Below are 24,431 nucleotides of genomic sequence, written 5' to 3'. Positions count from 1 at the left end.
GGCCACTCCTCTCGTTCCCGTTGCCGGCGTCAGAACTCGACCGACCTTCCACCGGCGTTACGTGGTGGCGCATCGCCGGGACGGTTGGCAACGGTGGGCGCATCGGTCGTGCCGGCCCGCCCACGAAGGTCCCAGTCCTCCGCGGCCGTGGCCGCAACCGCCCGTACCTCCGCCCAGGCTCGAATGGCGTTGATCCGCTCCGCCTGGGTCACGCTGAGCGGCACCATGTTCATCACACCATGAACGAGGTCGTCCTTGCGCAAGGGGCGTCGTTCTGAGAACGCGTCGAAGAGGCCGGCGATTACTGCCTGCTCGATCTCCGCTCCCGAATAGCCTTCGCTCAGTCCAGAGAGCTCTTTCAAGAGTGCATCGTCAATGGTGAGATCTCCGGCTACGGCCGGGCGCGTCAGCCTCTTTGAGATGTGGACGGCCCAGATGGCGGCGCGTTCCGCGCTGGTCGGGAGGTCGACGAAGAAGATCTCGTCGAAGCGCCCCTTGCGCAACATCTCCGGCGGAAGGGTCTCGATGTTGTTCGCGGTCGCGATGACGAAGACAGGCTCCGTCTTCTCCTGCAGCCAGGTGAGGAAGGTGCCGAAAACGCGTGACGAGGTGCCGGAGTCGCCGCCGCCGGCACCGCCGCCCGGGAAGCCCTTCTCGATCTCATCGACCCAGAGGACGCACGGCGCAGTTGCCTCCGCTGTCCGAATGGCGTTGCGTAGATTCTGCTCGCTTGATCCGACGAGCCCTGAGAAGACCCGACCGATGTCCAACCGGAGCAGCGGCAGCCCCCAGGCCGCGGCGACGGCTTTCGCGGTCAGCGACTTGCCACAGCCAGGCACGCCCGTGATGAGCACCCCACGTGGCGCCGGAAGCCCGTACTGCGCCGCCTCCGCCAACCAGGAGTTATCCCGCTTGGCGAGCCACCGCTTCAGATTCTCCAGTCCGCCCACGTCGGCCAGCTCCACGTTGACGTCAACGAACTCCAGCAACCCCGACTTGCGTACGGTCTGCCGCTTCTCCTCGTGCACCAGCGCGATGTCTTCGAGGTCAAGCACGCCGTCGTTGACCATCGCGCGGGCGAAGGCGTTCTCCGCCTCCTGCAGCGTGAGTCCAAGCGCGGCCTTTGCCAGCCTCTCCCTGCCGACCTCATCCAGCCCGATGCGGATCCGGCCACTGGCACAGTTAGCGGCGATCATCCCCTCGAGCACCAACCGGATTTCCGCCTCACTGGGAAGCGAGAAGTCGACGATCGTGACGTCCTTCTCCAGCTCTACCGGTATCCGCAACACGGGAGAGACGAGCACGAGCGCGCGAGCGACTGGGCCGGACTTGAAGGCCGATGCCACGTCCCGCAACCGCCGGATCACCCCTGGACTTCCAGGCCGGTCCCCACCGCCGTGCGCCGCGTGCAGGTCCTTGAATATGAGGACGCTGGGCTCATCGATTCGAAGCGCGACGTTGAGCGCATCCTCCGGGTCCGTCGTGCCCTTCCGCGGGCTACCGTCCGGCTGCAGCAGTCCTTCCGTGGCCGACCAAGTCCAGACGGCTCGGGGAGTGCGAACCAGGGCTGCGTCGCGCGCGACAGCTGTCACTTCTCCAACGACCCGATGTTCTTCGTACGACTCGACGTAGAGGATGGGAAAGCGCGCCTTGAGCAGCTGCGACAGTGCTTCACGGAAAGCTCTCGCCATCGCCGTCTCCTCCCCCGACCACCTTGGGCCGGCCGACTTTAGCAGTTCCCATAAATACCCAGATGGACGAGACTGGGTGCAAACTCCACATAAGGGCGAAGCCCTGAAGCGGCGCTACGAGCGCCATGAGCGCCGTCGACGCCAGCAGAGACGGGTGTAGTCGCCCCTCACCCAACGTCTGTCACCATAAGCTTCCACATAGAAGTCGGCGACGCGGAAGGCCTTGATGCTCGAGCTCGTTGGCGGCTAGGTCACATACTCCCGGGTTGAAACGCTCGACACCTTACGCCGGTATGCGCTGTCCACCCGCATGCTTACGCTCAGTAGGCGCTTCCGCGGTGCTTTCACAGCGCACCACGTTTCGGTTTACGCCTACCGCACCTACGACTGCGTGCCGGCATCGACGGGTCCTCGGTTCAGCGATCTTGATCTGTTAGTCAGTGCGGGTCTCAATGCCCGTCCCGACGTGACCGCCCTCGCCGCTCTGCGCAGCTTTGCCGATCGAGCGGCTAGGCACCTAGAGGCCGCCCATACCCTGCAGCCAGACTTCTTGCAGTTGGCTCGGACGGAGCTAGGCGATGACCCACCCGAGCAAAGCGCGGGCTGGCACCTTCGAGAGGCCTGGCGGCAAGGGATGGCGACTCCTTGGCAAGATGTTGCCCGCGTATACAAGACCTTGCACCACAAGCGGCCGAGGCTATCAACCGCACCATCAAGGAACCGGCCGGCCAGACCGGGGGCTGAGCCTCGGTGGCCGGGCCCGTCGAATGGGTTCGACGATCCCTCGACGGGCCTGCTTACTGGGGAGCGTCGAACTTCTCCAGGAATGCGACCTCGCCACGTCCTCCGCCGTCCATCCGGTCACCCTTTACCCATGACTGTGCCCCTCCCGCTGCCCGGTTCGGGCTGCGGGAGGGGTAGCTTCGTCGCGCCTGGGCAGGTCACGCTGCCTCGTGGAATACCTCTCCCCCGAGCACCTCCGCCACCTTCCGGCAGGATGGCTGGTCCGGGCAGCCAACCGTCCAGTTCCGGCCGAGCACTAGGTCGACGTCCGACACACCCTCGAGCAGCTCGGCCATCGCGTTCGGCTGCTCCCGCGCCTGTGAGGGGGACTCGTAGATGCCAATGGTGTATTCCTCGCCCGCGACGTAGCAGCTGCCGCGGGCGAGTGCGCCGGTCGGGTTGGCGACCGCCTCGTAGCCGGTGCAGTCGATGCCGCCCTTGTCGAGGGCCTCGACCAGCAGAAGGGGGCTGGCGTAGGTCCCACCGTCGATGGGTGGTGGCGAGGTCGAGGGCGAAGGGCTCGCGGTCGCAGGAGACGCGGCAGCCGTGGGCGACGGGGCTGCGGCGGGCTCGCTGCCGCAGCCGGCAGCCCCGGCGACCAGTGCGACAGCGGCGGCGAGGCGGATGGCTCGGATCATTCCGGGCAGGCTAGTTGCTGCCGCAAGGGCTGGGATCCACCGTGTGGCGAGTTCTCGTCGGACATCTGGCGTCCGATCCGAAAGGCCTTGTTCGCCCTACCCAGCGAAGCGCCCCTGCTCGGCATTAGTTAGCCGGGGCGGCTATCACGACTCGAGTTGGCCGACAATCCGCCATGTCGTGTCCCGGCTGTCACCGCCGCTTGCCCTGCAGTAGCCGCAGTTGGCTTCGTGCCCGCCCGTCGTGGTCGTCCTCCAACAGACCGTCGTCCTGTCCGAGGCTGCCGCTGCCATGGTCGTGCGACACATGCTCGCTGGCGTCTTGGCCATCGAGTAGGCCTGCTTGGCCACGACGAGCTGCTCGCCGCAGACCGAACACCTAGCCTCGGGCGGTGCAGCTCGGCGCGCAGCTCTGGTGCCTCCGCGACCTGTCCACGCAGATCATCCACCAGGCTCTTGACCTGCACCCTGAAGCGCCTTCAGCTCGATTACCGCCAGATTCTCCGGCCGGCCCACTCGCCGGCTGAACCGGCAGCACCTGGCGTGGCAGAGCCGCTCCGGGACACCTCAAGAGATGCTCAAGCTTCTGACACGTCACAGCTGAGCAGCAATGAATTTACATACGCTCCTCGGATCCCGCCGGCTTCTACGTTCGATCCAAGTCGGCGAGCACGTTCCGCCCTAAACGGAGGTTGTGGTCACGGGTCCGTGGGCGTCGTGGAAGCCCGACAGCTGCCATGGCGCGAAGGCGAGCACGACGTCGCTGCATCTAGAAAGGACGTTCCCGGATGGCACTCATAAAAGGCAGGCTGCGTCGGAGACAGCTCCTGGCGCTGCCGGTCGCGGCGCTTGCCTGCGTTCTGGTAGGTGCCGGTCCCGCTGCCGGACACCGAGCGGAGGCGGAGGCTTTCGTTCCCGGCACCTCGTACTTTGGCGAAAACGACTACATCGAGTACGTGGCCGGCAACCTGCCGGTGATCTTCACTGCCCCGCACGGGGGGCTGCTGGAGCCGGAAGCTATTCCCCAACGTTCCTCGGCCTCGTGTGGACCGGGAACCGTCACCGTGACCGACACGAATACCGAGGATCTCGCCCGCCAGATCCAACAGGCCTTCTTCAGCAGGACTGGCAAGTACCCGCACGTCATCATCAACCGCCTCGACCGCTCGCGCCTGGACGCCAACCGGGACATCGGGCAGGCGGCTTGCGGCAACCCGTTGGCCGAGCAAGCGTGGCGTGAGTATCACGAGTTCATCGATGCCGCCAAGGCGGACGCGCTCGCCGAGTTCGGTCGAGGCTGGTACACGGACCTCCACGGTCACGGACACACCGTCGCGCGCCTGGAGCTTGGCTACCAGTTGACCGCGGAGACGCTCCGCCGCTCTGATGCCGAGCTGGACGCTACCCCGGCCTTCGAGGAGAGCGTCTCCTTCCGGACCTTCTCCGAGGAGTCGCCGCTGTCGTTCTCGACGCTCCTACGCGGCCCGACGGCGCTCGGCACCTACCTCGCCGATGCCGGGTATCCGACAGTGCCGAGCCAGCAGGATCCGGCCCCACAGGTAGGCGAACCCTATTTCACGGCCGAGAATCCTCCCAGCTACAACACCCCGCGGCACGCCTGCTCGGACGGCGGCTACATCTGCGGGGTGCAGATCGAGGCCAACTACGCCGGCGTGCGGAACACGCTGACCAACCGCTCCAACTTCGCGACCGCGATCGCTGACGTCTACTCGGATTTCCTCGCGCAGTTCGGTGTCCGGATCGAGCCCAGGGCGCAGACTCCGCCCATGCCGGGCGACGAGATCATCGTCGACAACCTGAACTCTTTCAACGACCCGGCGAAGGCCCGGTTCGTCACCACGGGTCGCTGGGCCGACGGCAACAACAGCCAGTCTTACGGCCTCAACTTCCAGCTGTCCTCCAGCACGTTGGCGGAAGGTTCTACCGCGGAGTTCCAGTTCTACGTTCCGACGCCGGGATCGTACTCGATCGATGCGTGGTGGCCGGCGCAGTCCGGTCGGTCCGGAAGCGTCGTGTATCAGATCCACGAGACCGACGGCACCGTTCTCGCGGAAGTGGTGCGCGATCAGCGCGTCGACGGTGAGCAGTGGAACCCGTTCGGCGTCCACCACTTCAGCAAGGCGGGCTGGGCCAAGGTGGTGGTGTCGCGATCTCCCGGCTCGACCGGTTCGCTAGCCGCGGACGCCGTCCGGGTGACCCTCGCGCACCTCACACCGTCGGAAGGTGTCGCGGTGCTGTCGGGGCTCGTCGGTGAGCTCCCGGTCGATGCGGGGAACGCGCAGTCGCTGAACGCGAAGCTCGATGCCGCGAGCGCGCAGTTCAGCCGCGGCAACGTCGAGGCGGGCAAGAACCAGCTTGGTGCGTTCATCAACGAGGTGGGGGCCTTCGAGCGGGCCGGAATCCTCTCGACCGAGCAGGCGCGGCTGGTCATCGACTACGCCGAGCGCGTAACCTGCGACGCTGAGCAGCAGGCCGGTCGATGACACCGAACCGTGCGTTCCTCGATGAAGGGAAGGACATGACTCGCTCTCGGAGAGCCCTTGGCTGTGTCCTGCTGGCAGGTCTGCTGGTGGGCGCAAGCCCTGGCTCGATGGCAATCGCCAATGCGGGCAGCAACGATCAGTCGCTTGGCATCCAGTCCACCGTGTCACTACCGGCGCACGCGCAGGGCAACCCGCCGCCGTGGTCGGGCAAGGCGTTCCGTCAGGGTGTCGTGGCGGTGGCCAATCCCTACGCCGCCGAAGCCGGCGCCCAGATCCTCGAAGGCGGTGGCAACGCGGTTGACGCCGCGGTCGCGATCGCCTACGCGCTCAACGTGGTCGAGCCGCAATCGGCCGGCATCGGCGGCGGGGGCTTCATGATGATCCACGAGGCCGAGACCGGCGAGACGGTTGCCATCGACTCCCGCGAGCGCGCGCCGGCCGGTGCGACCCCCGACATGTTCGTGGGCGTGCCGAACCCGTCGCTGCAAGGGGTGGCCGTTGGCGTACCGGGGATGGTGCGCGGCACCGAAATGGCGCTGGCGCGCTACGGCAACCTGTCGCTCGCTCGCACCCTGCAGCCGGCCATCACGCTCGCCGACGGCGGCTTCGCCGCCACGCCGCGCTACTCGGCCGCCAGCTGCAGCAGCCGCGCACGCAACTCGCCCGAGGCCGCGGCGTACTTCTGCCCGGACGGGGTGCCACCGGCGGTCGGGTCGCTGGTGCAGAACAAGCCCCTCGCCGAGACCTTCCGCCTGATCGCCGCCAACGGCGCCGACTGCTTCTACGTGTACATGCCAGAGAAGGGCTGCGACATCGCCAAGGGCATCGTCGAGGGCCAGAAGTTCAACCGCCCGCAGGCGCCGAACGGCAAGGGCGGCAGCATGACCTTCGCCGACCTCGAGAACTATCAGGCGACACTGCGCACCCCAACGCAGAGCACCTACCGCGGCTACCAGATCCGAGCGATGTCATCGCCGTCATCGGGCGGTCTGACGGTGAACCAGATGCTGAAGATGCTCGAGCGCCTTCCGATCGGGGATGAGAGCCAGGGCTTCGGCTTCGGCGCATCGAAAACGGTGAACGTGATGGCCGATGCAATGCGGCTCGCGTTCGCGGACCGGTCGATCTGGATGGGTGACAGCGACTTCGTGCCGGAGCCGAGCCGGGGGCTGCTGCACCCGGAGTACATCGCGCTCCGCGGGGCCGCGATCGTGCCGGGCCAGCGGATCACGCCGAACCCGACACCGGGAGACCCGCGCCCGTACGAGGACCCGGACGTGGAAGCCGGCACGTTGATCCCGACGGCCGAACCGGTCACCGGGCCGGGCGAGACGACCACGCACTTCTCGGTGGTCGACAAGTGGGGCAACCTGGTGTCCTACACCAACACGATCGAGTCGTCGCACGGCATCGGCGTGTTCGCCGGCTACCGCGATAACGGTGCCTCGTTCCGCAACTTCGGCTTCCTGCTGAACAACGAGCTGACCGACTTCAACCTGACGCCGACCGTCAACCCCTACACCGGCGGGCCCGGGTTCAACGATGTGCAGCCGGGCAAGCGACCGCGCAGCAGCATGACGCCGACCCTGATCCTCACGCCCGACGGCAAGCCACTGGTTGCCTTCGGCTCGCCCGGGGGCTCCACGATCATCAACTCGGTGTTCAACGTCGCGCTCAATCTCATCGACCACAAGATGACGATCCAGGACGCGATCGATGCGCCTCGCGTATCGGTGACCAGCGCGGCAAGCTCCGTCTCGCTGGAGAACGGATTCCCGCAGGACACCGTCGACGGTCTGCGCTCGCTCGGCTACACGGTCAGCACCGGCGCCGACATCGGTTCGGTCCAGGCAGTAGTGGTCGATCCGAAGACCGGCAAGCAGTACGGCGGCGCCGACTCCCGCCGCGAAGGCACGGTGATCGGCTTGCCAAGACCACGGTCGTCCTGACCCTAGGTCCGGCGCGGAGCCCCCGCATGACGTGGTCTTCCGACAGATCACCTTCAGAAAAGGGGGCTCCGCGCCGGGGTGAACCAAGCGCCGTTTCGCTGCCATCGCTGTCCCGCCCCACTCGGCGACCTGCACCCGAAGCGCCTTCAGCTCGATCACCGCCAGACTCGACGGCCGGCCCACTCGCCGCCGTCGACCCGCGAGACCTGGCGCGGCAGGGCTGCGTGTCCGCCCAGCTTCCGCCACAGGAACTCACAGCTCAGCGCCCAGACGAAGGCGCGCTGCTCGTTGTTCGCCGCCGCGCCGTGACCGCCGTCGACGTTTTCGTAGTACGCGACCTCGTGGCCGTGTTCGCGTATCCGGGCCGCCATCTTCCGGGCGTGCGCCGGATGCACACGGTCGTCGCGGGTCGAGGTGATGAACAGGACCGGCGGGTACGGCTGGCCGCTGCGCACGTTGTGGTAAGGCGAGTACTGGCGCAGGCGATCCGGATCCGCTCGCCCGCCCTGGTCAGCAGGTAGTCCTCGCTGCGGAAGAAGTCCAAGCTGCGACCGACGAAGTCGCGCTCGTACCCGGGGGTCTATACCAGGCCGCCAGCCTGCTACCGGGCCACCTGGTACCTGCCCGGGGCGGGACTTGCGCCAGCGGGCGACGTGGCCACAACCTGCGATGAACGACACAGGCACCTCGCGTGCGCTGGGTCGCGGGCAAGGCCGACCTTAGACTGCCGCCGCTCATGATCCATGGTCCGTCGGGTGCGGTAGAACCTGCTGGTGGGGGCGGCACTGGCACAAGTCGCGGTGGACCAGGTTCGGAATAGCTGTGAACCGGCCGGAGCCGGAAGCGACGGTAAGCAAGGAGAACGGCATGGACGGCGAACTCGTGTATGAGATTGCGCGTTACAGCCCCCGAGGCGAGGAAGAGCGCTTGCTCGAGCGAGCGCAGGTGTTCCGGAGAGGGGAGATGCTGTGGCGGTGCAACGCCGATGGGCTGGAGGTCCCTTGTCCTGGTGGTGATGTAGCCGCACTCATCAGCGCTGACCCGACGCTCAGTGAGGTGCGCCCGGACGAGGTCACCCGGGTCCAGGCAGACCAGGAGGCGCTGCGGAACCTGCCGCTGGTGCTTTCTGCCCCCGGTGGCGGGGAACTCGTTGATCGAAGCCTGTGGTCTGACGGCTTGTGGGAGAAGCACATCGAAGGGGCCGAGAGTGCGCAGGAGCGGGGGGTGCACCGTGTGTTGTACGTCAACGGCGCTCGCTGGCCGGTGTTCTCCACCTCTGAAGGTGAACGGTTCCTGCCCGAGGACCCCGGCTCGTGGGGAACGGAGCCGCTCCTGTCCCCCAAGTGGGGCGAGTTGAGGTTCACCGAAACAGGCAGTATGACGTCCGGCGTCGATCAGACGGCGATCGGGCTAGTTACGTCCGGTGTCGTGGCCTGCACCACCGATTTTGACGAATCCGAGCCCGAGGACGTCATTCTCGCGCGACGCGGTGACGACGCTGCGGCGTTCGTCGACTGGCTTCTGGACGGCTCCCTATCAACAGAGTTCTTTGACAACCCGGTTGGGAAGGAACTGCTGGCGCAACTGTTCGTCGAAGCGAGTACAGGGGGCCGCAACGGCGAGGCCGTTCCGGGGAGCCGGCTCGTCGAGGTTGACCAGCAGAATTCGATCTTCGGCTGCTACGACAGCAGCGAGTGGACGCTGCGACTGGCGCTGGAACCGCTGATGGTGGATGCCATCCTCGACGTGCTCGCCGACCGTAGCCCTCGAATCGGGGAAATCGGGGAGGCTGCCCGGAATCCCGACTCACCTGCCGGCCTTGCAAGGAAAGCCTGGCTGGAGCAGTGGGAGCGAGATCGCGAAGCGGTATAGCGGACCTGCGCTTGCCGAAGGCCTCGTCCCTGCAGGTCACACCTAGCATCAGCAGTTGATCAGGAGGCTGCATGGACACGGCAGTGATCTGGATACCCGCAGACATCGACCCCGTCGAACCTGCCGTGGCGAAGTGCCTGGACCACAGCCGACGGCGAGGCTACCGGTTAGAGGGCATCGTCCGTGGACCGTGGGAGTCGGTGAGCTGGATGGTCAGGAACCGCGAGGTCGATGTGGTCATCATCTCCGACCAGGCGTACGTGCCGCTGGTCTCGGCATTCCGGATCGAGGTTGCCGGCGACTAGGAACCTCGCGCGTGTGGGGAACAATGTCCCGTTCGCCGGGCGGAAACTGGGCACGGGCGGTTGGAGGCCGGTCCGGCCGGCGAGGCAGACTGGATGCCTATGTCGCCGTTCAGTCCCAGCCTCCGGCTGCACGACCGGTACGTCCTGCGCGAGCGCATCGGCCTCGGCGGGATGTCCGAGGTGTGGCGCGCCGACGACGACGTGCTCGGGCGCCCGGTCGCCGTGAAGGCGCTCGCCGGCGAACTGGCGGCCGACCCGCAGCTGCGGGCCACCATCCAGCGCGAGGCCCGCGCCGCCGCCCGGCTCACCCACCCGCACGTCACCCAGGTGTACGACTACGGCGAGGCGACCCTGGCCGGCGGCACGGTGGTGCCGTACCTGGTGATGGAGCTGGTCGAGGGGCGCAACCTCGCCGACCGGCTCACCACCGGCCCGCTCGCCTGGCCCGACGCGGTGCGGATGGCCGGCCAGGTCGCCGCCGCGCTCGCCGCCGCCCACCGCATCGGCGTGGTGCACCGCGACATCAAGCCGGGCAACGTGATGCTCACCGACACCGGCGCCAAGGTGCTCGACTTCGGCATCGCCGCCCTCGCCGGCCCGCGCGCCGGGCAGACCGGCGAGCTGCTGATGGGCACGCCGGCGTACTTCGCGCCGGAGCGGATGACCTCCGCGGCGCCGGACCCGGCCAGCGACGTCTACGCCCTCGGCGCGCTGCTCTACCGCACCCTCACCGGTCGGGCCCCGCTGCCCGTGCAGACCTGGGAGGACGCGATGGAGGTGCACGCCCGGCACACGCCGGTGCCACCGCTGCGGATCCCCGGCCTGCCCGCCGACATCGCCGAGCTGACCCTGGCCTGCCTCGCCGCCGACCCGGCCCGCCGCCCCACCGCGGCGCAACTGGCCAACCGGTTCGCCACCGGCCAGCCGGCCGACCCGCCCACCGCCATCCTGCCGACCGTTCCCGCCGGCACCGCCCGCCCGCCGGCCGGGCACCCACCAACTCTGATCGACCGGTCCCTGGTGACGCCGCTGGTGCCCCCAACGTCGCCGGCCAGCCCGTCGGGCTACTCGAAGCGGCTGTTTACCGTGCTCATCGCGGCCGGCCTCGCTCTCGTCGTCGGGCTGGTCGGAACACTCGCCCTCGGCGACGAGCCCGACACTCGGCCCGTCGCGGAGCCGGTCGTCGCCGCACCCATCGACCAGCCGGCGTCGGCCGCGTCGGGCACGTCGTCGGGTCCGGCTAGCAGCCCGCCAACGAAGCTCACTCCGGTCAGCCTTCGGCAGTTGGCCACCGAGCTGGCGGCGATAATCGACAACGCGGAGAGCCGAAACGAGATCGACCCAGAGACGGCCGACGACCTGCGGGACAAGCTCGCCGGCCTCAACCGGGGCAAGCCCAAGGACCGGGCCAAGCGGATTCGGGAACTGCGCGAGCGGGTCGCCGAGGCGGCCGAGCGGGGCCGGATCAGCGCCGACACCGCGACCCGCCTGCAGGACCTGCTGGCTAGCTACTCGCAGGGACGCGGTGAGGAAGAGGACGACTGACAGCTCAGGCGCAGGCTGATGCGGTTGGTTATCCGAGGTAGGCGACGACGACCGCTATCCGACGGTCGGTTAAGGTTTCGCCGCGCCGCGGTCGGTGATTCCGGCTGGCGCCGGGCCAACATCCGTCACAGAGGCGCCGAGGTCGGCGGGAGAATCGCCCCTTCCGTTCCAATCTGGCCGGACGTCCGACGGCCAGCCAGAATTGCTGCACGAGCGATCACACCTCGGTCATCCGTACGACCGCTGGTCCCTGTTGTCGCGAAGTCATAGATTGCTGACTCTCCGCTCATCTCGAAAGACGGGAAGGGCATCGGCATCCAGAGGGACCGAACAATGGTGCATGAATCCGCCACGCCTCCGCCGCCGGACCAACCGCCGTCCGTGGGTGGACCCGTCCCCGGGCCCGCAGGGGTGCCTGCCGCATCGCGACCGATCCGTGAATGGATCGTGCTGGGCGCTGGCCTCGCCGCCATCATTGGCTCGTTCATGCCTTGGGCCAAGGTGAGCGCTCCGATCCTGGGGACGATGACCGTGTCGGGTGTCGACGGTTCGGACGGCTGGATCACGGCTGGACTCGGTCTCGCGATTGCCGTCTACGCCGGGTTGGCCCTGCGGGGTCAACGGATGCCTCTCGTCGTGCCGGTCCTTGCCGGTCTCGCCGCCCTCGGATTGCTCGGACTCGGCGGCTGGAAGATCGTCGATCTTCAGTCGGCAGAGGCGGACATGCGGGCAAGCATGTCCGGTGAGGACGATCCCCTGGGCATCGGCAAGGCGATGAGCGCCGCCACCCAGATGAGCGTGGGATCCGGGCTCTGGTTGCTGACGCTCGCGGGACTGGCCGGCGCCGCAACCATCGCCGTGGTTGTGGTCAGCCGCTACCGCTCCTCCACTGCTGGAGACTGAGGCACCACTGCCTGCCCGTTCACTCATCTGCGGGCACGTCGTGGAGGGCGCCCTGCGGAGTGGCCCGTCGTAGTCTCGCCGCCGCTGCCGCTTGTCTGCGGCAGCGGCCGCACGGATTCCGCGTCAGTTCACCTCCCGCGCCGTGGCCACCTTCGGTGGACCACCGACCGCCGCAGCGCAGTGACTTCACGGTTGGGTGTTGCTGGCCTGCGACCAGGTCGGGGCGGATCCTGCCAGCGAACGGCGCCGGCGCACAGGATCGATGTAACGGCTGTCGCGGTCGTGACGCCTGCATTGGTGGCAGTGCAGAGGTCGGCTCGGGACGTCACAACAGTCCACGTCGGGCCGGCAGCATCTCGCCCGAGTCCGGTCCGAGGCTGTATTGATAGCTGGTGTGCCGGTCTGCCTGGGCTGAAGGGCATTTGTGTGCTTGACCTGTCCGCCATTGCGCGTGAACGTGTAGTGCTAGCGACCGTTGCTGACCTGATCGTGGCGGCGACGGCCGGTAAGGGCTTGCGGGTGGTGGTAACTTGCCCGGCCTCGCGCGTCACTGTCGTTGGGCGCCTGGTTCGCGCATTGCACGCGCGTGGTCGGCCATGCCACTACTGGGTTTCCAGATCGGGCCGCCCCGACTTTGCCCGCCTAGAGTCAACCGATAGCGAAGCGAGCGAACCGACGGTCATGGTGATCGCAGGTATGACGGCGCCGGCCAGCGGACGCGAGGCTCAGCTCATCAACCTTCGCGTGGCGACGCACGCCCCGACCGCTTTGGCAACGAGCGCCGCTGACCGTCAGGCGAGCGCTGTGCCCTTGGGTGCCAGCCGTCACTTGGACATTCTGCTTGACTATCACGACCCGGGTTGGCCGAGAGTCCGCCATGTCGTGTCCCGACTGTCACCGCCGCTTGCCATGCAGTAGCCGGGGTTGGCTTCGTGCCCGCCGTCGTGGCCGTCCGCCAACAGACCGTCATCCTGCCTGGGGCTGCCGCTGCCGTGGTCGTGCGGCACATGCACACCGACGCCGTCGCCACCAAGCTGGCCGGTTCGGCCACGACAGTCTGCTCGCCGAGCAGGCCGGAAGACCCAGTGGGTGGAGATGTGAGAGACGGGTGGTGGCGTGGCCGCTGCCGGGACGGCGAGTATCAGTTTCGCAGTCGGGTGATCACCGGCGGGTGCAGTGAGCTGGGGATACTTGTCGGCGAGCAAGGGTCGCGGAACGTGCAGGGATAGGTAGCCTGCCAGCATGAGTGCGGACGTGTGGGGGCCCGAGCCGGCGGACCCGGCACGGCCACACCGTGGCGCGGTCACGACCCTGATGTCACAGCACTTCACCAGCGGGACTGTTACCGCGCTCCGACACGCGCTCGCCGCGAAGGTCTGCGCCGCGGGACTCGCCGGCGACCCCGGCTTCGACTTCGTTCTCGCCGCGCACGAACTGATCACCAACGCCGTCCGCCATGGCGGCGGCCACGGGCGCATCGAGTTACGCCGTGAAGAAGACACCCTGATCTGCGAGATCACCGACCAGGGCGAGACGACTGACATTCTGCCCGTGCGGCCACCGACGGCCGATGTGCCCGGCGGGCGGGGACTGTGGCTAGCCCACCAACTGACCGACGGGCTCATCCTCACCCACCGCCCCGACGGAGTGACCGCCACGGTCACCGTATGCTTGCAGCCATCGATCGGCCCCGACATCAGCGCCGCATCGGGCGCACGACACAACGACGATCTCAGCACCCCTGGGGAGGGCACCACATGATGAACCCCCAGCCAAGCTGGCAGCACCACGTTCATGTCGAGCCGGACCGCAGGATCGTCCTGCTCAGAGGAGAAATCGACGTCAACGGAGCGGCCCACCTCCTGGACCTCCTCACCCACACGATCAACGCAGCGCAGCGGGTCGACGTCGACATGGCAGCGGTCCAGTTCATCGACTCGACTGTCATCGGCGCACTGATCACCGCCCGCAACACCGCGACAGCGAGCGGGAGACAACTCGTCGTCACCAACCCCAGCAGAACCGCCCGTCGAGTCCTGGATATCACCGGCGTGCTCGACGCCCTCTCGCCCACCAGCACCTGACGGAACCTCACACCCGCACCGAGTAAACCCTCGATTCAGCGCCTGGTCGTCGCTACGAGTCGTCAGCGACGAGTGAGCTGTCACGCGGCTAGGTGCCCCAGTCACGGGTCTGGTGGCCGCCCCACGTCAACTGACGAGACCCCTCAGGCCGTCCCCGGCTATCCCAGATGGCTCTCACCAGCTCACCCAATGCCCCGGACGGCCACTTCCACTCGCTGGCGGGCCTCTTGAAGATCCATGGGTTAGTAACGCGGCAGCCTGCGGCAGCACCCCAAATGGGGGTAAGCCGGGCGGCTTACGTATCAGGCGGTCGCTTACGCGACGCTTGCCGCCTGGCGCCTATCGCTGCGAAGCGCTCGGGATAGCCAGATCCGAACTGCACCGCTTGAACGCGTCACCACCTGGCCGTCACCGCCCATGTCGGCGTATAGGTGAACGCGCCCAGCCGCATACGACCGAACGAGGCCAGCCCCCCGTACCCGCCCACGCCCCTCACGATCAGGAAGACTTCGACATTGCTCAGTTGATGCAGGGCCGTCATCGGGCCCGGCCAGGACACCAAGCTCGCGCTCACCCGACCCGCCGGAGTCGACACAGCTCTCAACGAACGCTGCGGTAGTGGGTCGAGACCAAGCCGACCCGCACCGCAGCCGCGCAGCGGCGAGGAGCGGAAGCGGCGCGGTAGGGGGGGCTGTCCGGCTGCCTTCACGGCAACGACGTCCGCCAGGCAGGGCCTGGGCCGTGGGTAGAAGGCTGGCCCCGTTCATCCGTACCTACCTGGTCACCTTCACCCGTACGCCGACAGCCCGTCCGGGAACAACCTGCAGACGGAAGGGACGGACCTGTTTGGTTGGCGCGGACGACTTCGGTCACCGTGAGCGTGTGGTCAGGCCGGCCCGTCAGGCCGGTGAGTCTGGCGGTGAAGACAACAGCCACTGTGCGGTCCGTCGGACGGCATCCGGCAGGTCGCCGCGTTGCCGCAGTTCCGCCAGCAGTTCGTAGTGTCGGTCTGTGCCGATTCCGTAGGCGATGCCATGCAGGATAGATTCGCCCGTGGCCGAGGGCCTCCGCAACCACGCCCCATGTTGCTCGGCGAGTATCCGACGCCAGACGTGGAGCGGATATACGCCAGCGCAATGGGGTGTGGCCCAGGCTGCGGCGTGGCGAAGGTCCGCGCTGGAACCGTCATGGATCAGTAGAGTCCGCATGAGCGGCCGGTGGATGTCGACACCGAACGTGGTCAACGTGCTCAACGCCGACGGAGCAATCTCCTCGACCCGGCGCGACAGGTCGCTGTGAAGCTGGGCCAGCAGTGCGGCGGCCACGGCGTCGCGGTATGGGGTCGCGGCTATGAGCATGGTGGCAGTCAGCCGCACATCTGGATTGGCATCGAACAGCGCCTTGCCGACGAGTTCCGCCAGCACGGCGTCTCGGCCGTGGCGATCGTCGGCCAGGCGGCACTGTGCCAGGTCGGCGATGCGCTGACTTACCGAGTGCGCACCCGGCGGATACTCCACCGCCCCGATGGCGGTCAGTGCGTCCGAGTGCGGCACCCAGCGGCGTCGCGGAAACGCTGACTGCCCAGCCATGCGGCGGTCGAGTAACGCCGCCACCTGGCTGAGTAGCGGCGCTGTCGCCGCATCAAGCGCCGGGTCGGCCACTGCCTGTTGGACGACACGGGCGAGCCAAAACTGCTCGTCGCTCGTGAAGTGACCATGGCGTACCTTGCGCACCGCAGCCAGCAGGCCGGCGTAGCGCGCGCGATCGCTGCTCGGATTCTCGATCTGTTGGAGGACGTACCTGTTTCCGTCCTTGTGCGCTACCACGTCGAGGAGCGAAACGGGCTCGATGACAGCCGGAGAAGAGCGGTCTTCGGCCAGGGCAACGCATGTCGCTACAACGTGGGAACGAGCGATCGGGTGCTCCAACAGGCGGCTGAGTGCCTCCTGCCGTTGCAGCCATGCGTTGTTCTCCGAGACCACGAGTTCACTCAGTACCTGCTCGGCGATCGCACACCACAGCCGCGGTGGATAGAGCACCAGTGCCGGTTGCCCGGCAATCAGCTCCGTCAGCCTGGCCCAGTCAGCTCCCGCCATCTCGCCGGGAGCAAGGACTCGGTCCAGGTATTGGTAGAGCAAGCGCTGGTCGTCGGACCGGCCGTCCGTGACTTCGAGGGGCCCGGCTGCTTCGCTGCGACGTATCGTGTCAGCAAGAACGACGAGGGACTGAGGAGACGCTTCCAGGAGCTGCTCGTATCGGCGGACTACTTCCCGGCTGGCGGTCGTGGTGCCCTGCTCCCACCGGGTGATCTGTGACGGCGCAAGTCCGGGCTCCGCGTCTGTTCGGAAAGCACGAGCGAAGTTTCGTGCCACCTGAAACTCGGAGTTCACCGCGAGCCGCCGGTTGGTCCGCAACAACCAGCCCACGTAGCGTGATCCGTTGGCGAAGGACACGTCCACACGGTGCACGACGACATTGATCGAATCAATATTTTGATTACTTCACTACAGGGAGCGTCGCTAATCCCGATCCTGAGCGCTTCGATCATCTTCGGGTCGGACCGTTCAAAGCTGCACCGGTGGGCTGTCACATCCTCCTGACAGCCCACCGGCCGGCTCGCGCGAAAGCGGCTATCCCTGCGTTTGCCGATCGCGAAGAGGTCCGAGGCCCTTCTGATCCCATGACACTGCGTCGATGGATCGGAACTGCCGCCAGCTCAGCGGTAAGGGATCCGCCTGGCCTCCGCCGGACCTGTCAGTTGTAGTACACGATGTACGAGTAGCTCGCGGACTGCGGCCAGGGGCAGGTCGTGTCGACGTGACCCGGCCCGGTGATGATTCCACTGGAAGCGGTGCTTCCCCAGGAGCAGGCGGTCTTCAACTGCCACTTCCGGGGGCCGGGAACCGAGTTCTCCGTGCAGTCACCCCAGCCGTGGTTGCCACCCCACGTACCAGCAGAGCAGACCACCTTCGCTTCCCCGGCGGAGCCGAGCCCGAGTACGGAGGTGGCCGTCGTTGCAGCGGCGATCGTCAGGACGCTCAGAGCACGCCGCATTGAGAAGTTCGACATGTGGGATCCTTTCAACGTGGGATTTGCTTGGCGGGCGATTGCGCCTAGATCGGCAGAGGTCAACTCACAGGGCCGAGTCATGTGTGGTTCTCATCTTTGGAACTCCTCGCATGCGGAGGAGCCCGCAGCGAGCAGAAGCCGCTTGTACGGTCTGCCGAGATATCAGTCACAGCCGCCCCTCCCTATCTCTCCGATAGCGCCCGCACCTTCATCACGTCACAACGTAAGGATTGGGGCGGGCAGGTAGGGCACTGGTTGCAGCGAAATCGGGGGATGCAAATTCCCTCACCTGGATCGGCCAGCGAAACCCCACCCGCGCGGCCAACTCGCCCGGCCGCCGGCCGAAGGACTCGCCCGCCAGTAACAGGAGGGCTGGGCCAACGACGGGCACCAAACGGATCGTGTTTCCGGCCGTAAGAGCCTGTCTCAGGTGGCGGTGGGCTGACCTTGGTGGTAGATCGTCTCTACTGTGGACGAGCGTTTGGTTCACCAGTGGGTGTCTGGAGTTGTGGGAGCTGGTCGCCCCGTTGATCCCGCCGCCGCCTCGACGTCCGCAGGGTGGTGGCACACCGCCGTGTACGCGTTGACCTGCCGGCTGCGCGATCGCCGCCTCGACAGTGGCGTCGATCATCTCGTCTCACCCTGCTCGGCCGCGCTGTCGGTGGCGAACTGACCCAGCAGTGCGGAGAGTTTTCCCTGGACCTCGATCACCTTGCGGGCCTTGTTCAGCTCGGCCCGTAGCCGCTCGTTCTCGGCCCGCAGCCGGGCGGCCTCCCGCACGGCCTGCAGTCTGACTGAGACCTGAACGCTCTGTCGCCGGAAACTGAGTAAGGTGCCGCCGCCCTGTCGACTGATTGAGTGTTCCGAAATTCCGCCGTTCGGTCATTTCTGCCGGCCCTCCGTGCGCCTGAAAGGACTGAACTGGATGTGATCGAGGCTCACTCGCGAACGAGGGTCACTTTCGTCATTGTGTCTCGTTAATGCGAACGGGACAGCGTTGCTCGTTCGCTTCTTGCGGCCGCACCGACCCCACAACCGACGTGACATGTTCAGCGACAGAAACGGGACTTGCTCGGAGATGCCGACGACTTCACGGGCGGACGCCGCATGAGCATCTACTGGCGCACCCGGGTGGTCGTGGTGGTGCCCGCCTACAACGAGGCGGCCACCATCGCCAACACCATCCACGCCCTCCTCGCGCAGACCCGTCCCGTGGACCGGCTGATCGTCGTACCGAACAACTGCTCTGACGACACCGCCAAGGTCGCATGGGCGGCCGGGGCCGAGGTGTGGGAGATGCCCGGCCCGAATCCGCACAAGAAGGCGGGCGCCCTGAACTGGGCCATCAACCTGTTGCTGCCGCAGTTGGACGACCGTGACATGCTGCTGGTGACGGACGCGGACAGCATCCTGGCCCCCGGTGCCGTCACCGCCGGGATCCGCGAGCTCGGGCGCCGCGGCGTCGGCGCGGTTTGCGCCGACTACCGACTGGACCGGCAGCCGCGGCTGTTGGACATTCTCCAGGGCAACGAGTACGCCCGGTTCTCCCGCTGGATCTGGCGCAAGGGCGGCAAGGCAATCGTCCTGTCCGGGGTGGCCACCCTGTTCCCCGTCCCGGTGGTCCGGCGGATCATGGCCGCTCGCGCCAGCGGTGACCTGCCCGGCTACCCGGGCGAGTTCTACCACCGCGATCCGGCTACTGAGGACATCGAGATGACCTTCGCAGTCCAGTCCATGGGCTACCGGCCCCGGGTCGCGCCCGGATTCGACGCGATCACCGACTCCATGCCCACCGTCCGAGCCCTCATCACCCAGCGGGTGCGCTGGCAGCGCGGCATGCTCGACTCGCTACGCCTGTACGGCCTTCGCTGGTGGAACGTCGGCAACTGGCTGCGCCAGTTCGGTATCTACACCAGCTCGCTACTCGTCCCGCTCTACCTGATCACCCTGATCGTGAGCTGGTTTCTGATCGGTTTCGTCGCGTGGGACCCCCGCTGGCTCCCGATCACCGCCGTGTTCGTGCTGGAGCGGGTCGTCACCGTTCGCCGGCAGGGCTGGTGGGCACTCCTCACCGCAGCCGCGCTGCTCCCCGAGTGGTGCTACGAGCAAGTCCGGTCGTTCGCCTACTGGCGAGCCCTTGCCCAGACCGTGCGCGGAACCGACCGCGTATGGATCAACTCCTGAGAAGAAAGGCACTCATCATGTACAACCGCGGATGCGCCGCTGCCGCCGCCGGCTGCTCGGCCACCCTGCCCACTACCGGTGTGAGCATTACCTGGTCGCTCGTGGCCGGCGTGACGCTCCTGATCGCCGGCATGGCCCTGCTCCGGCTCGCCCCGCGCATCGGGCGCCGCCGACTCGAGGCCCGCTGATTCCCTATCGGGGGATCGGTTGTCAGCCGCGTGCTGGCTTGACGCTCCGTGACGGTGTCGCGGAGGATCGGTGTGGGGAAGCTCGCCTCGTTGCTGCGCTTCGAGCGCTTCGTTGATCATGTCCCGCGAGGACTTGGCGAGGGGCCTTCCCCGCCCTGCTCTTGTTGCTGCGCCGCCAGCGCGTCGACCGCGGCCACGTGGTGGTGGGTCTTGTCGATGTCCACGCCGATCCACAGCATCGCCACCGTCGCGCTCCCCTTCGTCTGATCGGTTTTCTCGGATGGCCCTCGTCTGCGGGTCCGGGATTGCCGGCACCTTCAAGCGATGCGATCAAGGTCGCAGATCTCCGTCAGCGGTCTACCGAATTTCCCAGACGATGAAGCGGCGGGTGGCATCTCCTACCGTCAGCCAACCCATCTCGGCGAAACACACGCAGCTTGGTGGATCAGGCCCGCCTCGACGGGCCGGCCGTCGCGGTCGCGGCGCCACAGGCCCATGTCGAGGGCGTCCAGGACGAGGGTGGTGTGTTTGGTGGTGGCCGCGGACCAGCCGACGATCGCCCGGGAGCAGACGTCGACGACGAACGCCACGTAGACCACGCCGGCGAACGTGGCACGTGGGTGAAGTCCGCGACCCGACAGCGGTTCGGCCTGCGCGGTGAAGGCGCGTTGCACTAGACGAGTAAGTCCTAACCCTGATCAGTGGTCGTAGGCGATCAAGGACCTGGTCAGGGGTTGTCCGGTGGTCGGTTGTGCCAGATGGCGGCGGTCAGGGCCAGGAGGCGTTGCGCGACGCGGGCGGCGACGCCTTCGATGCTGCGGCCGCCGTGTAGCTCGAGGTCGAGTTGGCCCTTGAGCGTGTCGTTGACCGATTCGATGAGTTGCCGGATCGCTTTGAGGAGGTGCTCGTCAGGGCGTGGGGTGCGGTTGCGGTAGGAAGGCCTAGTACTCCAACGTCACTTGGCTTCGGCGTTGGGCGTGGCGCGGGCATGAAGACGGCCACCGCGTTGATCATCGATGGTTTGTGAGGACAACCGAAGATCGTGCGGTGGCCGCGTGCCACAGCGTAGACCTTGACCGGTGGCGGGTCACCCTCGATGAGGCGGTGGCGCGTGTCGCTGGCCGGTTCGTGCGGGCAGAGCCGCGCCGGACCGCCGGGCAGTTCGTGGAAGGGCTGCTGTCGGGTGTGGAACGTAAGACCTGCTGGTCGCTTGCCGAACGGGCGGGTCACGACGATCCGCAGGCGATGCAGCGGTTGCTGCGCACAGCGGTGTGGGACGCCGACGCCGTCCGCGATGACGTGCGAGAGTGGCTGGTCGAGCAGCTCGGCCACCCTGATGCCGTGCTGGCCACCGACGAGACCGGGTTCCTGAAGAAGGGCGTGTGCTCAGTCGGGGTGCAGCGGCAGTACACCGGCACCGCTGGTCGGGTCGAGAACAGTCAGGTCGGTGTCTTCCTGGCCTACGTCACTCCGCACGGGCGGGCGCTGATCGACCGCCGGCTCTACCTGCCCGAGGCGACGTGGTGCGCCCAGCCCGAGCGTCTCGCCGCCGCCGGCGTTCCGGACGAGGTCGAGTTCGCCACGAAGCCGGCCCTGGCCCGGCAGATGATCGCCGCCGCGATCGAGGCTGGTGTCCCGTTCGGGTGGGTGACCGGCGACGAGGTCTACGGCGCCGACCCCGGCCTACGCGGCGACCTCGAACAGCGTCAGATCGGCTACGTCCTGGCCGTCAGCTGCGACCGACGCGTTGCCGTCAACGACGGCCGCACGTACGCGTCGATGACCTCGCCAAGCGGATCCCCACCCGCCAGTGGCAGCAGCACAGCTGCGGCCCCGGGGCGAAAGGCCCCCGCGAGTACCTGTGGGCCTGGATCACCACCGCCACCCGGCTCGGTGAGCACCGATGGCTGCTGATCCGCCGCAACCGCAGCACCGCCGAGCTGGCCTTCTACCTGTGCTGGTCACCCCGACCGGTTCCGCTGCACACCCTCGTGCGTGTCGCCGGTTCCCGCTGGAGCATCGAAGAACTGTTCCAGACCGGCAAGGGACAGGTCGGCCTGGACCACTACCAGGTCCGCGGCTGGACCGGCTGGCACCGCCACGTCACCCTGGCCATGCTCGCCCTCGCCGTCCTGACCATCCTCGCCGCCACCACGCAGCAAACCCACTCCGACGCGGAGATCATCGCGCTGACCATCGCCGAAATCCGCCGACTCCTCAACGCCTTCGTCCTCGCCGCACCGCTCCCGCCAGAAACACATCCTGCACTGGTCGATCTGGCGACGAACATCCCAAGCCCGAGCCCGCCGATCCCACTACCAGCGCAGACAGGCCAAGTGACGTTGGAGTACTAGTACTCCAACGTCACTTGGTTTCGGCGTTCTGCGTGGCGTGGGCATGAGGACGGCCACCGTGTTGATCATCGATGGTTTGTGAGGACAACCGAAGATCGTGCGGGGGCCGTGGGCCACAGCCTAGACCTTGATCGGTGGCGGGTCATCCTGGACGAGGCGGTGACGCGGGTCGCTGACCGGTTCGTCCGGGCGGAGCCACGCCGAACCGCCGGGCAGTTCGTGGAGGGGCTGCTGTCGGGCGTGGAACGCAAGACCTGCTGGTCTCTCGCGGAGCGGGGTGGTCACGCTGATCCGCAGGCGATGCAGCGGCTGCTGCGGACGGCGGTGTGGGACGCCGACGCCGTCCGTGATGACGTGCGTTCCTGGCTGGTCGAGCAACTCGGCCACCCCGACGCCGTGCTGGCCACCGACGAGACGGGGTTCCTGAAGAAGGGCGTGTGCTCCGTCGGGGTGCAGCGGCAGTACACCGGCACCGCCGGTCGTGTGGAGAACAGTCAGGTGGGTGTGTTCCTGGCCTACGTCTCGCCCCTGGGGCGGGCGCTGATCGACCGCCGCCTCTACCTACCTGAGGCGACCTGGTGCGAGCAGCCCGAGCGTCTCGCCGCCGCCGGCGTGCCGGACGACGTCGGGTTCGCTACGAAGCCGGCCCTGGCCCGGCAGATGATCGCCGCCGCGTTGGACGCCGGTGTCCCGGTCGCTGCCCGGCCCAGCGACGCCGGCCGGGCAGGTCATCCTCACGTGCGGACTGATCGTCTTCCTGCTCACCGACCGCCTCGACATCTGCACTTCGACCCCACCGACATGCGTGCTGGCCCGCCGGGCTGCGGACAGGGGAACGCCGGCGCTACACAGCTTCTCGGCACCGGGACATGCCGAATCTTCGACGGCCCGGACGGCGCGTTGATCAAGCACCAGTAGGCGGCTACATGCCCTCGGGGCGATGAGCTGGCTGGCCCTGGCGAAGCCAGTCTGCTGTTGTAACCGATGACGTCAATACGGAAGGTCGGCCAGCCGACATCAGCTCAAACAATCGGTTGATTGACGTGATGTGAACTGGGCAGGAAAGATTCAGCATGGACCACACGGTCGAGCATTCGTGAAGGACTAACCCATCAAGGCGCACGGTAGGACTGGATAGCCTCATCGCGGGATGGAGGAAATGTGGCAGCTGACTGTGAGATTGCCGGTTGCGGCATCCAGGCAGTAGCACGATGCATCAATCCCGCCTGCGAGGTCAGCGGTGGCGCCGCTTATTGCATATCTCACGGGCCACTGCCTGCGGGCTGGTGCGCGCTCTGTCGTGCAAGGCAAGCGGTCGCCAAGGAAGCCGCGGCTCAGGCAATCCAAGATGTACGTGAGCGAGTCGTAGACCTGGCACGCGCACTGGTTGCGGCCGGTGTACGACCTCCTGATCGCTACTCATCAGGACGGAGAACAGTGAAGTCGTTGTTCGGGCGGCTCAAAGAGGTTGCCGACCCATCACGAGACCTTTACGGATGGTACGTTGGGGAGTACTACTGGCAAACCTCGAAAGAGTCAAGCGCCTGGGACACCGGCAATAAGATTCGCAGAATGCGCACTTTTATCACCACTGAGGGCGCTCCAATCGCTGATGGGTGGCGCCAGGTCGGAACCGCTTACTTGTATACGGAGTCGGACGCCGACGGGTTTGGCGGAAGCTACGGCGGGTTCGATAGTCTTGCGCTGGCGGTCGGCAGGCCGGGTCGGATTCCCACAACGCTCGATGTATGGAAAGAGATCCTCGAACGAATGGAGGCTATAGCTCGGTCATCCGGTGTTGAACTTTGAGTGAATCGCCGAGCCCTTCACCCACGTGCCCGGCGCGTAGATCAGCAGGTTCACGCTGTCCGGCCACCGGCCGGGGCGGTGGTGCCACCGAAGCCGGCGCCGCCCGCGTCCACGTAGCCGTCGTGGTCGATGCCGGCATCGACGCCTCGATCGGCAGCGTCGGCGATGCCCTGGACAACGCGCTGATGGAGTCCACGATTGGCCTGTACAAGACCGAACTGATCAAACCGCGCCGCCCGTGGCGCAGCCTCGCCCAGGTCGAACTGGCCACCGCCGAGTGGGTCGACTGGTACAACACGCCTGCACTCCGCCATCGGGCACGTCCCACCGACCGAATACGAATCGATGTTCTACGCTCAACACCAGCCCCGTGAGGTGGTTGGAGCCAACAGTTGAGGTCTCCACAGAACCCGGGGCGGTTCACGACCACGGTGGACCCTTCAGCCCGCGTATTGATCCGGTGGGGGCCCGAGACGGGCAGCTCTGCCCTTCTGTCGTACGCCCCGGCTAGGTTTCTCGTACGTGGCTGGCGTGTGGTGCCAGGCGACATGGGATG

Annotated in this window: 19 protein-coding genes and 4 pseudogenes; 14 read left to right on the top strand and 9 right to left on the bottom strand. The window is 67.0% G+C overall.

From position 1 onward, the window contains the following. Window positions 1-29: 29 nt before the first annotated feature. Together AC1WTP_RS19550 and AC1WTP_RS19545 are read right to left on the bottom strand one after the other, a co-directional pair. Window positions 30-1,691 (bottom strand): AAA family ATPase, encoded by a 1,662-nt coding sequence (locus AC1WTP_RS19550; protein WP_435125610.1) that lies wholly within the window; start codon window positions 1,689-1,691, stop codon window positions 30-32. A gap of 941 nt (window positions 1,692-2,632) precedes the next feature. Next, window positions 2,633-3,112, bottom strand: a complete 480-nt coding sequence (locus AC1WTP_RS19545) for a hypothetical protein (protein ID WP_435125607.1) — start codon at window positions 3,110-3,112, stop codon at window positions 2,633-2,635. Window positions 3,113-3,897: 785 nt separating this feature from the next. On the opposite strand from AC1WTP_RS19545, the gene AC1WTP_RS19540 reads away from it, so the two are divergent. Further along, on the top strand, window positions 3,898-5,613 hold the full coding sequence (locus tag AC1WTP_RS19540; protein WP_481650694.1) for a golvesin C-terminal-like domain-containing protein: 1,716 nt from the start codon (window positions 3,898-3,900) through the stop codon (window positions 5,611-5,613). 107 nt (window positions 5,614-5,720) lie between these two features. After that, window positions 5,721-7,562 carry a gamma-glutamyltransferase gene (gene ggt, locus AC1WTP_RS19535; RefSeq protein WP_481650693.1) on the top strand — a complete coding sequence of 614 codons (1,842 nt, stop codon included), beginning with the start codon at window positions 5,721-5,723 and terminating at the stop codon, window positions 7,560-7,562. A gap of 155 nt (window positions 7,563-7,717) precedes the next feature. Here ggt and AC1WTP_RS19530 read toward each other — a convergent pair whose 3' ends face one another. Beyond that, complete coding sequence (locus tag AC1WTP_RS19530; RefSeq protein WP_481650692.1) at window positions 7,718-8,242, bottom strand: prolyl oligopeptidase family serine peptidase; 525 nt, start codon at window positions 8,240-8,242, stop codon at window positions 7,718-7,720. 187 nt (window positions 8,243-8,429) lie between these two features. Here AC1WTP_RS19530 and AC1WTP_RS19525 point away from each other — a divergent pair, with 187 nt between their 5' ends. From AC1WTP_RS19525 to AC1WTP_RS19500, 6 genes are all read left to right on the top strand, one after another. Continuing rightward, window positions 8,430-9,434, top strand: coding sequence for a hypothetical protein (locus AC1WTP_RS19525; protein WP_481650691.1), 1,005 nt, complete (start codon window positions 8,430-8,432; stop codon window positions 9,432-9,434). Window positions 9,435-9,505: 71 nt separating this feature from the next. Continuing rightward, window positions 9,506-9,739 carry a hypothetical protein gene (locus tag AC1WTP_RS19520; RefSeq protein ID WP_435125587.1) on the top strand — a complete coding sequence of 78 codons (234 nt, stop codon included), beginning with the start codon at window positions 9,506-9,508 and terminating at the stop codon, window positions 9,737-9,739. Window positions 9,740-9,838: 99 nt separating this feature from the next. Then, window positions 9,839-11,284: a serine/threonine-protein kinase gene (locus tag AC1WTP_RS19515; RefSeq protein ID WP_481650690.1), complete on the top strand. Its 1,446-nt coding sequence runs from the start codon at window positions 9,839-9,841 to the stop codon at window positions 11,282-11,284. Window positions 11,285-11,731: 447 nt separating this feature from the next. Then, window positions 11,732-12,187 carry a hypothetical protein gene (locus tag AC1WTP_RS19510; RefSeq protein WP_481650689.1) on the top strand — a complete coding sequence of 152 codons (456 nt, stop codon included), beginning with the start codon at window positions 11,732-11,734 and terminating at the stop codon, window positions 12,185-12,187. A gap of 1,242 nt (window positions 12,188-13,429) precedes the next feature. After that, window positions 13,430-13,948 carry an ATP-binding protein gene (locus tag AC1WTP_RS19505; RefSeq protein WP_481650688.1) on the top strand — a complete coding sequence of 173 codons (519 nt, stop codon included), beginning with the start codon at window positions 13,430-13,432 and terminating at the stop codon, window positions 13,946-13,948. Then, window positions 13,945-14,271: an STAS domain-containing protein gene (locus AC1WTP_RS19500; RefSeq protein ID WP_481650687.1), complete on the top strand. Its 327-nt coding sequence runs from the start codon at window positions 13,945-13,947 to the stop codon at window positions 14,269-14,271. The genes AC1WTP_RS19505 and AC1WTP_RS19500 overlap by 4 nt, the downstream gene beginning before the upstream one ends. A gap of 899 nt (window positions 14,272-15,170) precedes the next feature. On the opposite strand, the gene AC1WTP_RS19495 is transcribed toward AC1WTP_RS19500, so the two are convergent. The 3 genes from AC1WTP_RS19495 to AC1WTP_RS19485 form a co-directional block, all read right to left on the bottom strand. Then, complete coding sequence (locus AC1WTP_RS19495; RefSeq protein ID WP_481650686.1) at window positions 15,171-16,724, bottom strand: hypothetical protein; 1,554 nt, start codon at window positions 16,722-16,724, stop codon at window positions 15,171-15,173. 301 nt (window positions 16,725-17,025) lie between these two features. After that, window positions 17,026-17,340 (bottom strand): hypothetical protein, encoded by a 315-nt coding sequence (locus AC1WTP_RS19490; RefSeq protein WP_481650685.1) that lies wholly within the window; start codon window positions 17,338-17,340, stop codon window positions 17,026-17,028. Window positions 17,341-17,967: 627 nt separating this feature from the next. Further along, complete coding sequence (locus AC1WTP_RS19485; RefSeq protein ID WP_481650684.1) at window positions 17,968-18,120, bottom strand: hypothetical protein; 153 nt, start codon at window positions 18,118-18,120, stop codon at window positions 17,968-17,970. 327 nt (window positions 18,121-18,447) lie between these two features. Here AC1WTP_RS19485 and AC1WTP_RS19480 point away from each other — a divergent pair, with 327 nt between their 5' ends. After that, window positions 18,448-19,524 (top strand): glycosyltransferase family 2 protein, encoded by a 1,077-nt coding sequence (locus tag AC1WTP_RS19480; protein ID WP_481650683.1) that lies wholly within the window; start codon window positions 18,448-18,450, stop codon window positions 19,522-19,524. Further along, the gene (locus tag AC1WTP_RS19475) at window positions 19,509-19,712 is read left to right on the top strand and encodes a hypothetical protein (protein ID WP_481650682.1); all 204 of its coding nucleotides are present in this window, start codon (window positions 19,509-19,511) and stop codon (window positions 19,710-19,712) included. Before AC1WTP_RS19480 ends, AC1WTP_RS19475 begins: the two co-directional genes overlap by 16 nt. A 116-nt stretch (window positions 19,713-19,828) precedes the next feature. Here AC1WTP_RS19475 and AC1WTP_RS19470 read toward each other — a convergent pair whose 3' ends face one another. The 3 genes and pseudogenes from AC1WTP_RS19470 to AC1WTP_RS19460 form a co-directional block, all read right to left on the bottom strand. Beyond that, window positions 19,829-19,957: a hypothetical protein gene (locus AC1WTP_RS19470; protein WP_481650681.1), complete on the bottom strand. Its 129-nt coding sequence runs from the start codon at window positions 19,955-19,957 to the stop codon at window positions 19,829-19,831. A 159-nt stretch (window positions 19,958-20,116) separates the two neighbouring features. After that, on the bottom strand, window positions 20,117-20,311 hold the full coding sequence (locus AC1WTP_RS19465; protein ID WP_481650680.1) for a hypothetical protein: 195 nt from the start codon (window positions 20,309-20,311) through the stop codon (window positions 20,117-20,119). A gap of 99 nt (window positions 20,312-20,410) precedes the next feature. Continuing rightward, window positions 20,411-20,610: pseudogene (locus tag AC1WTP_RS19460) on the bottom strand (IS982 family transposase); the annotation flags it as partial. 149 nt (window positions 20,611-20,759) lie between these two features. Here AC1WTP_RS19460 and AC1WTP_RS19455 point away from each other — a divergent pair. From AC1WTP_RS19455 to AC1WTP_RS19440, 4 genes and pseudogenes are all read left to right on the top strand, one after another. Beyond that, window positions 20,760-22,052: pseudogene (locus AC1WTP_RS19455) on the top strand (IS701 family transposase). Between the two features lie 173 nt (window positions 22,053-22,225). Then, window positions 22,226-22,810 (top strand): annotated as a pseudogene (locus tag AC1WTP_RS19450) (IS701 family transposase); the annotation flags it as partial. 693 nt (window positions 22,811-23,503) lie between these two features. Next, window positions 23,504-23,875, top strand: coding sequence for a hypothetical protein (locus AC1WTP_RS19445; RefSeq protein WP_481650679.1), 372 nt, complete (start codon window positions 23,504-23,506; stop codon window positions 23,873-23,875). A gap of 128 nt (window positions 23,876-24,003) precedes the next feature. After that, a pseudogene (locus AC1WTP_RS19440) lies at window positions 24,004-24,271 on the top strand (integrase core domain-containing protein); the annotation flags it as partial. Window positions 24,272-24,431 lie beyond the last annotated feature (160 nt).

Source organism: Micromonospora sp. R311, assembly GCF_056780015.1.
This window is presented reverse-complemented; position numbering and strand designations above follow the sequence as displayed.

Excerpts from the sequence above, each read along its gene's own strand:
- AC1WTP_RS19500 (WP_481650687.1), top strand. The coding sequence starts at position 13,945 with ATGATGAACCCCCAGCCAAGCTGGCAGCACCACGTTCATGTCGAGCCG.
- AC1WTP_RS19545 (WP_435125607.1), bottom strand. The coding sequence starts at position 3,112 with ATGATCCGAGCCATCCGCCTCGCCGCCGCTGTCGCACTGGTCGCCGGG.
- AC1WTP_RS19520 (WP_435125587.1), top strand. The coding sequence starts at position 9,506 with ATGGACACGGCAGTGATCTGGATACCCGCAGACATCGACCCCGTCGAA.
- AC1WTP_RS19505 (WP_481650688.1), top strand. The coding sequence starts at position 13,430 with ATGAGTGCGGACGTGTGGGGGCCCGAGCCGGCGGACCCGGCACGGCCA.
- AC1WTP_RS19480 (WP_481650683.1), top strand. The coding sequence starts at position 18,448 with ATGAGCATCTACTGGCGCACCCGGGTGGTCGTGGTGGTGCCCGCCTAC.
- AC1WTP_RS19550 (WP_435125610.1), bottom strand. The coding sequence starts at position 1,691 with ATGGCGAGAGCTTTCCGTGAAGCACTGTCGCAGCTGCTCAAGGCGCGC.
- AC1WTP_RS19540 (WP_481650694.1), top strand. The coding sequence starts at position 3,898 with ATGGCACTCATAAAAGGCAGGCTGCGTCGGAGACAGCTCCTGGCGCTG.
- AC1WTP_RS19475 (WP_481650682.1), top strand. The coding sequence starts at position 19,509 with ATGGATCAACTCCTGAGAAGAAAGGCACTCATCATGTACAACCGCGGA.
- AC1WTP_RS19525 (WP_481650691.1), top strand. The coding sequence starts at position 8,430 with ATGGACGGCGAACTCGTGTATGAGATTGCGCGTTACAGCCCCCGAGGC.
- ggt (WP_481650693.1), top strand. The coding sequence starts at position 5,721 with ATGGCAATCGCCAATGCGGGCAGCAACGATCAGTCGCTTGGCATCCAG.
- AC1WTP_RS19515 (WP_481650690.1), top strand. The coding sequence starts at position 9,839 with ATGTCGCCGTTCAGTCCCAGCCTCCGGCTGCACGACCGGTACGTCCTG.
- AC1WTP_RS19490 (WP_481650685.1), bottom strand. The coding sequence starts at position 17,340 with ATGTCGAACTTCTCAATGCGGCGTGCTCTGAGCGTCCTGACGATCGCC.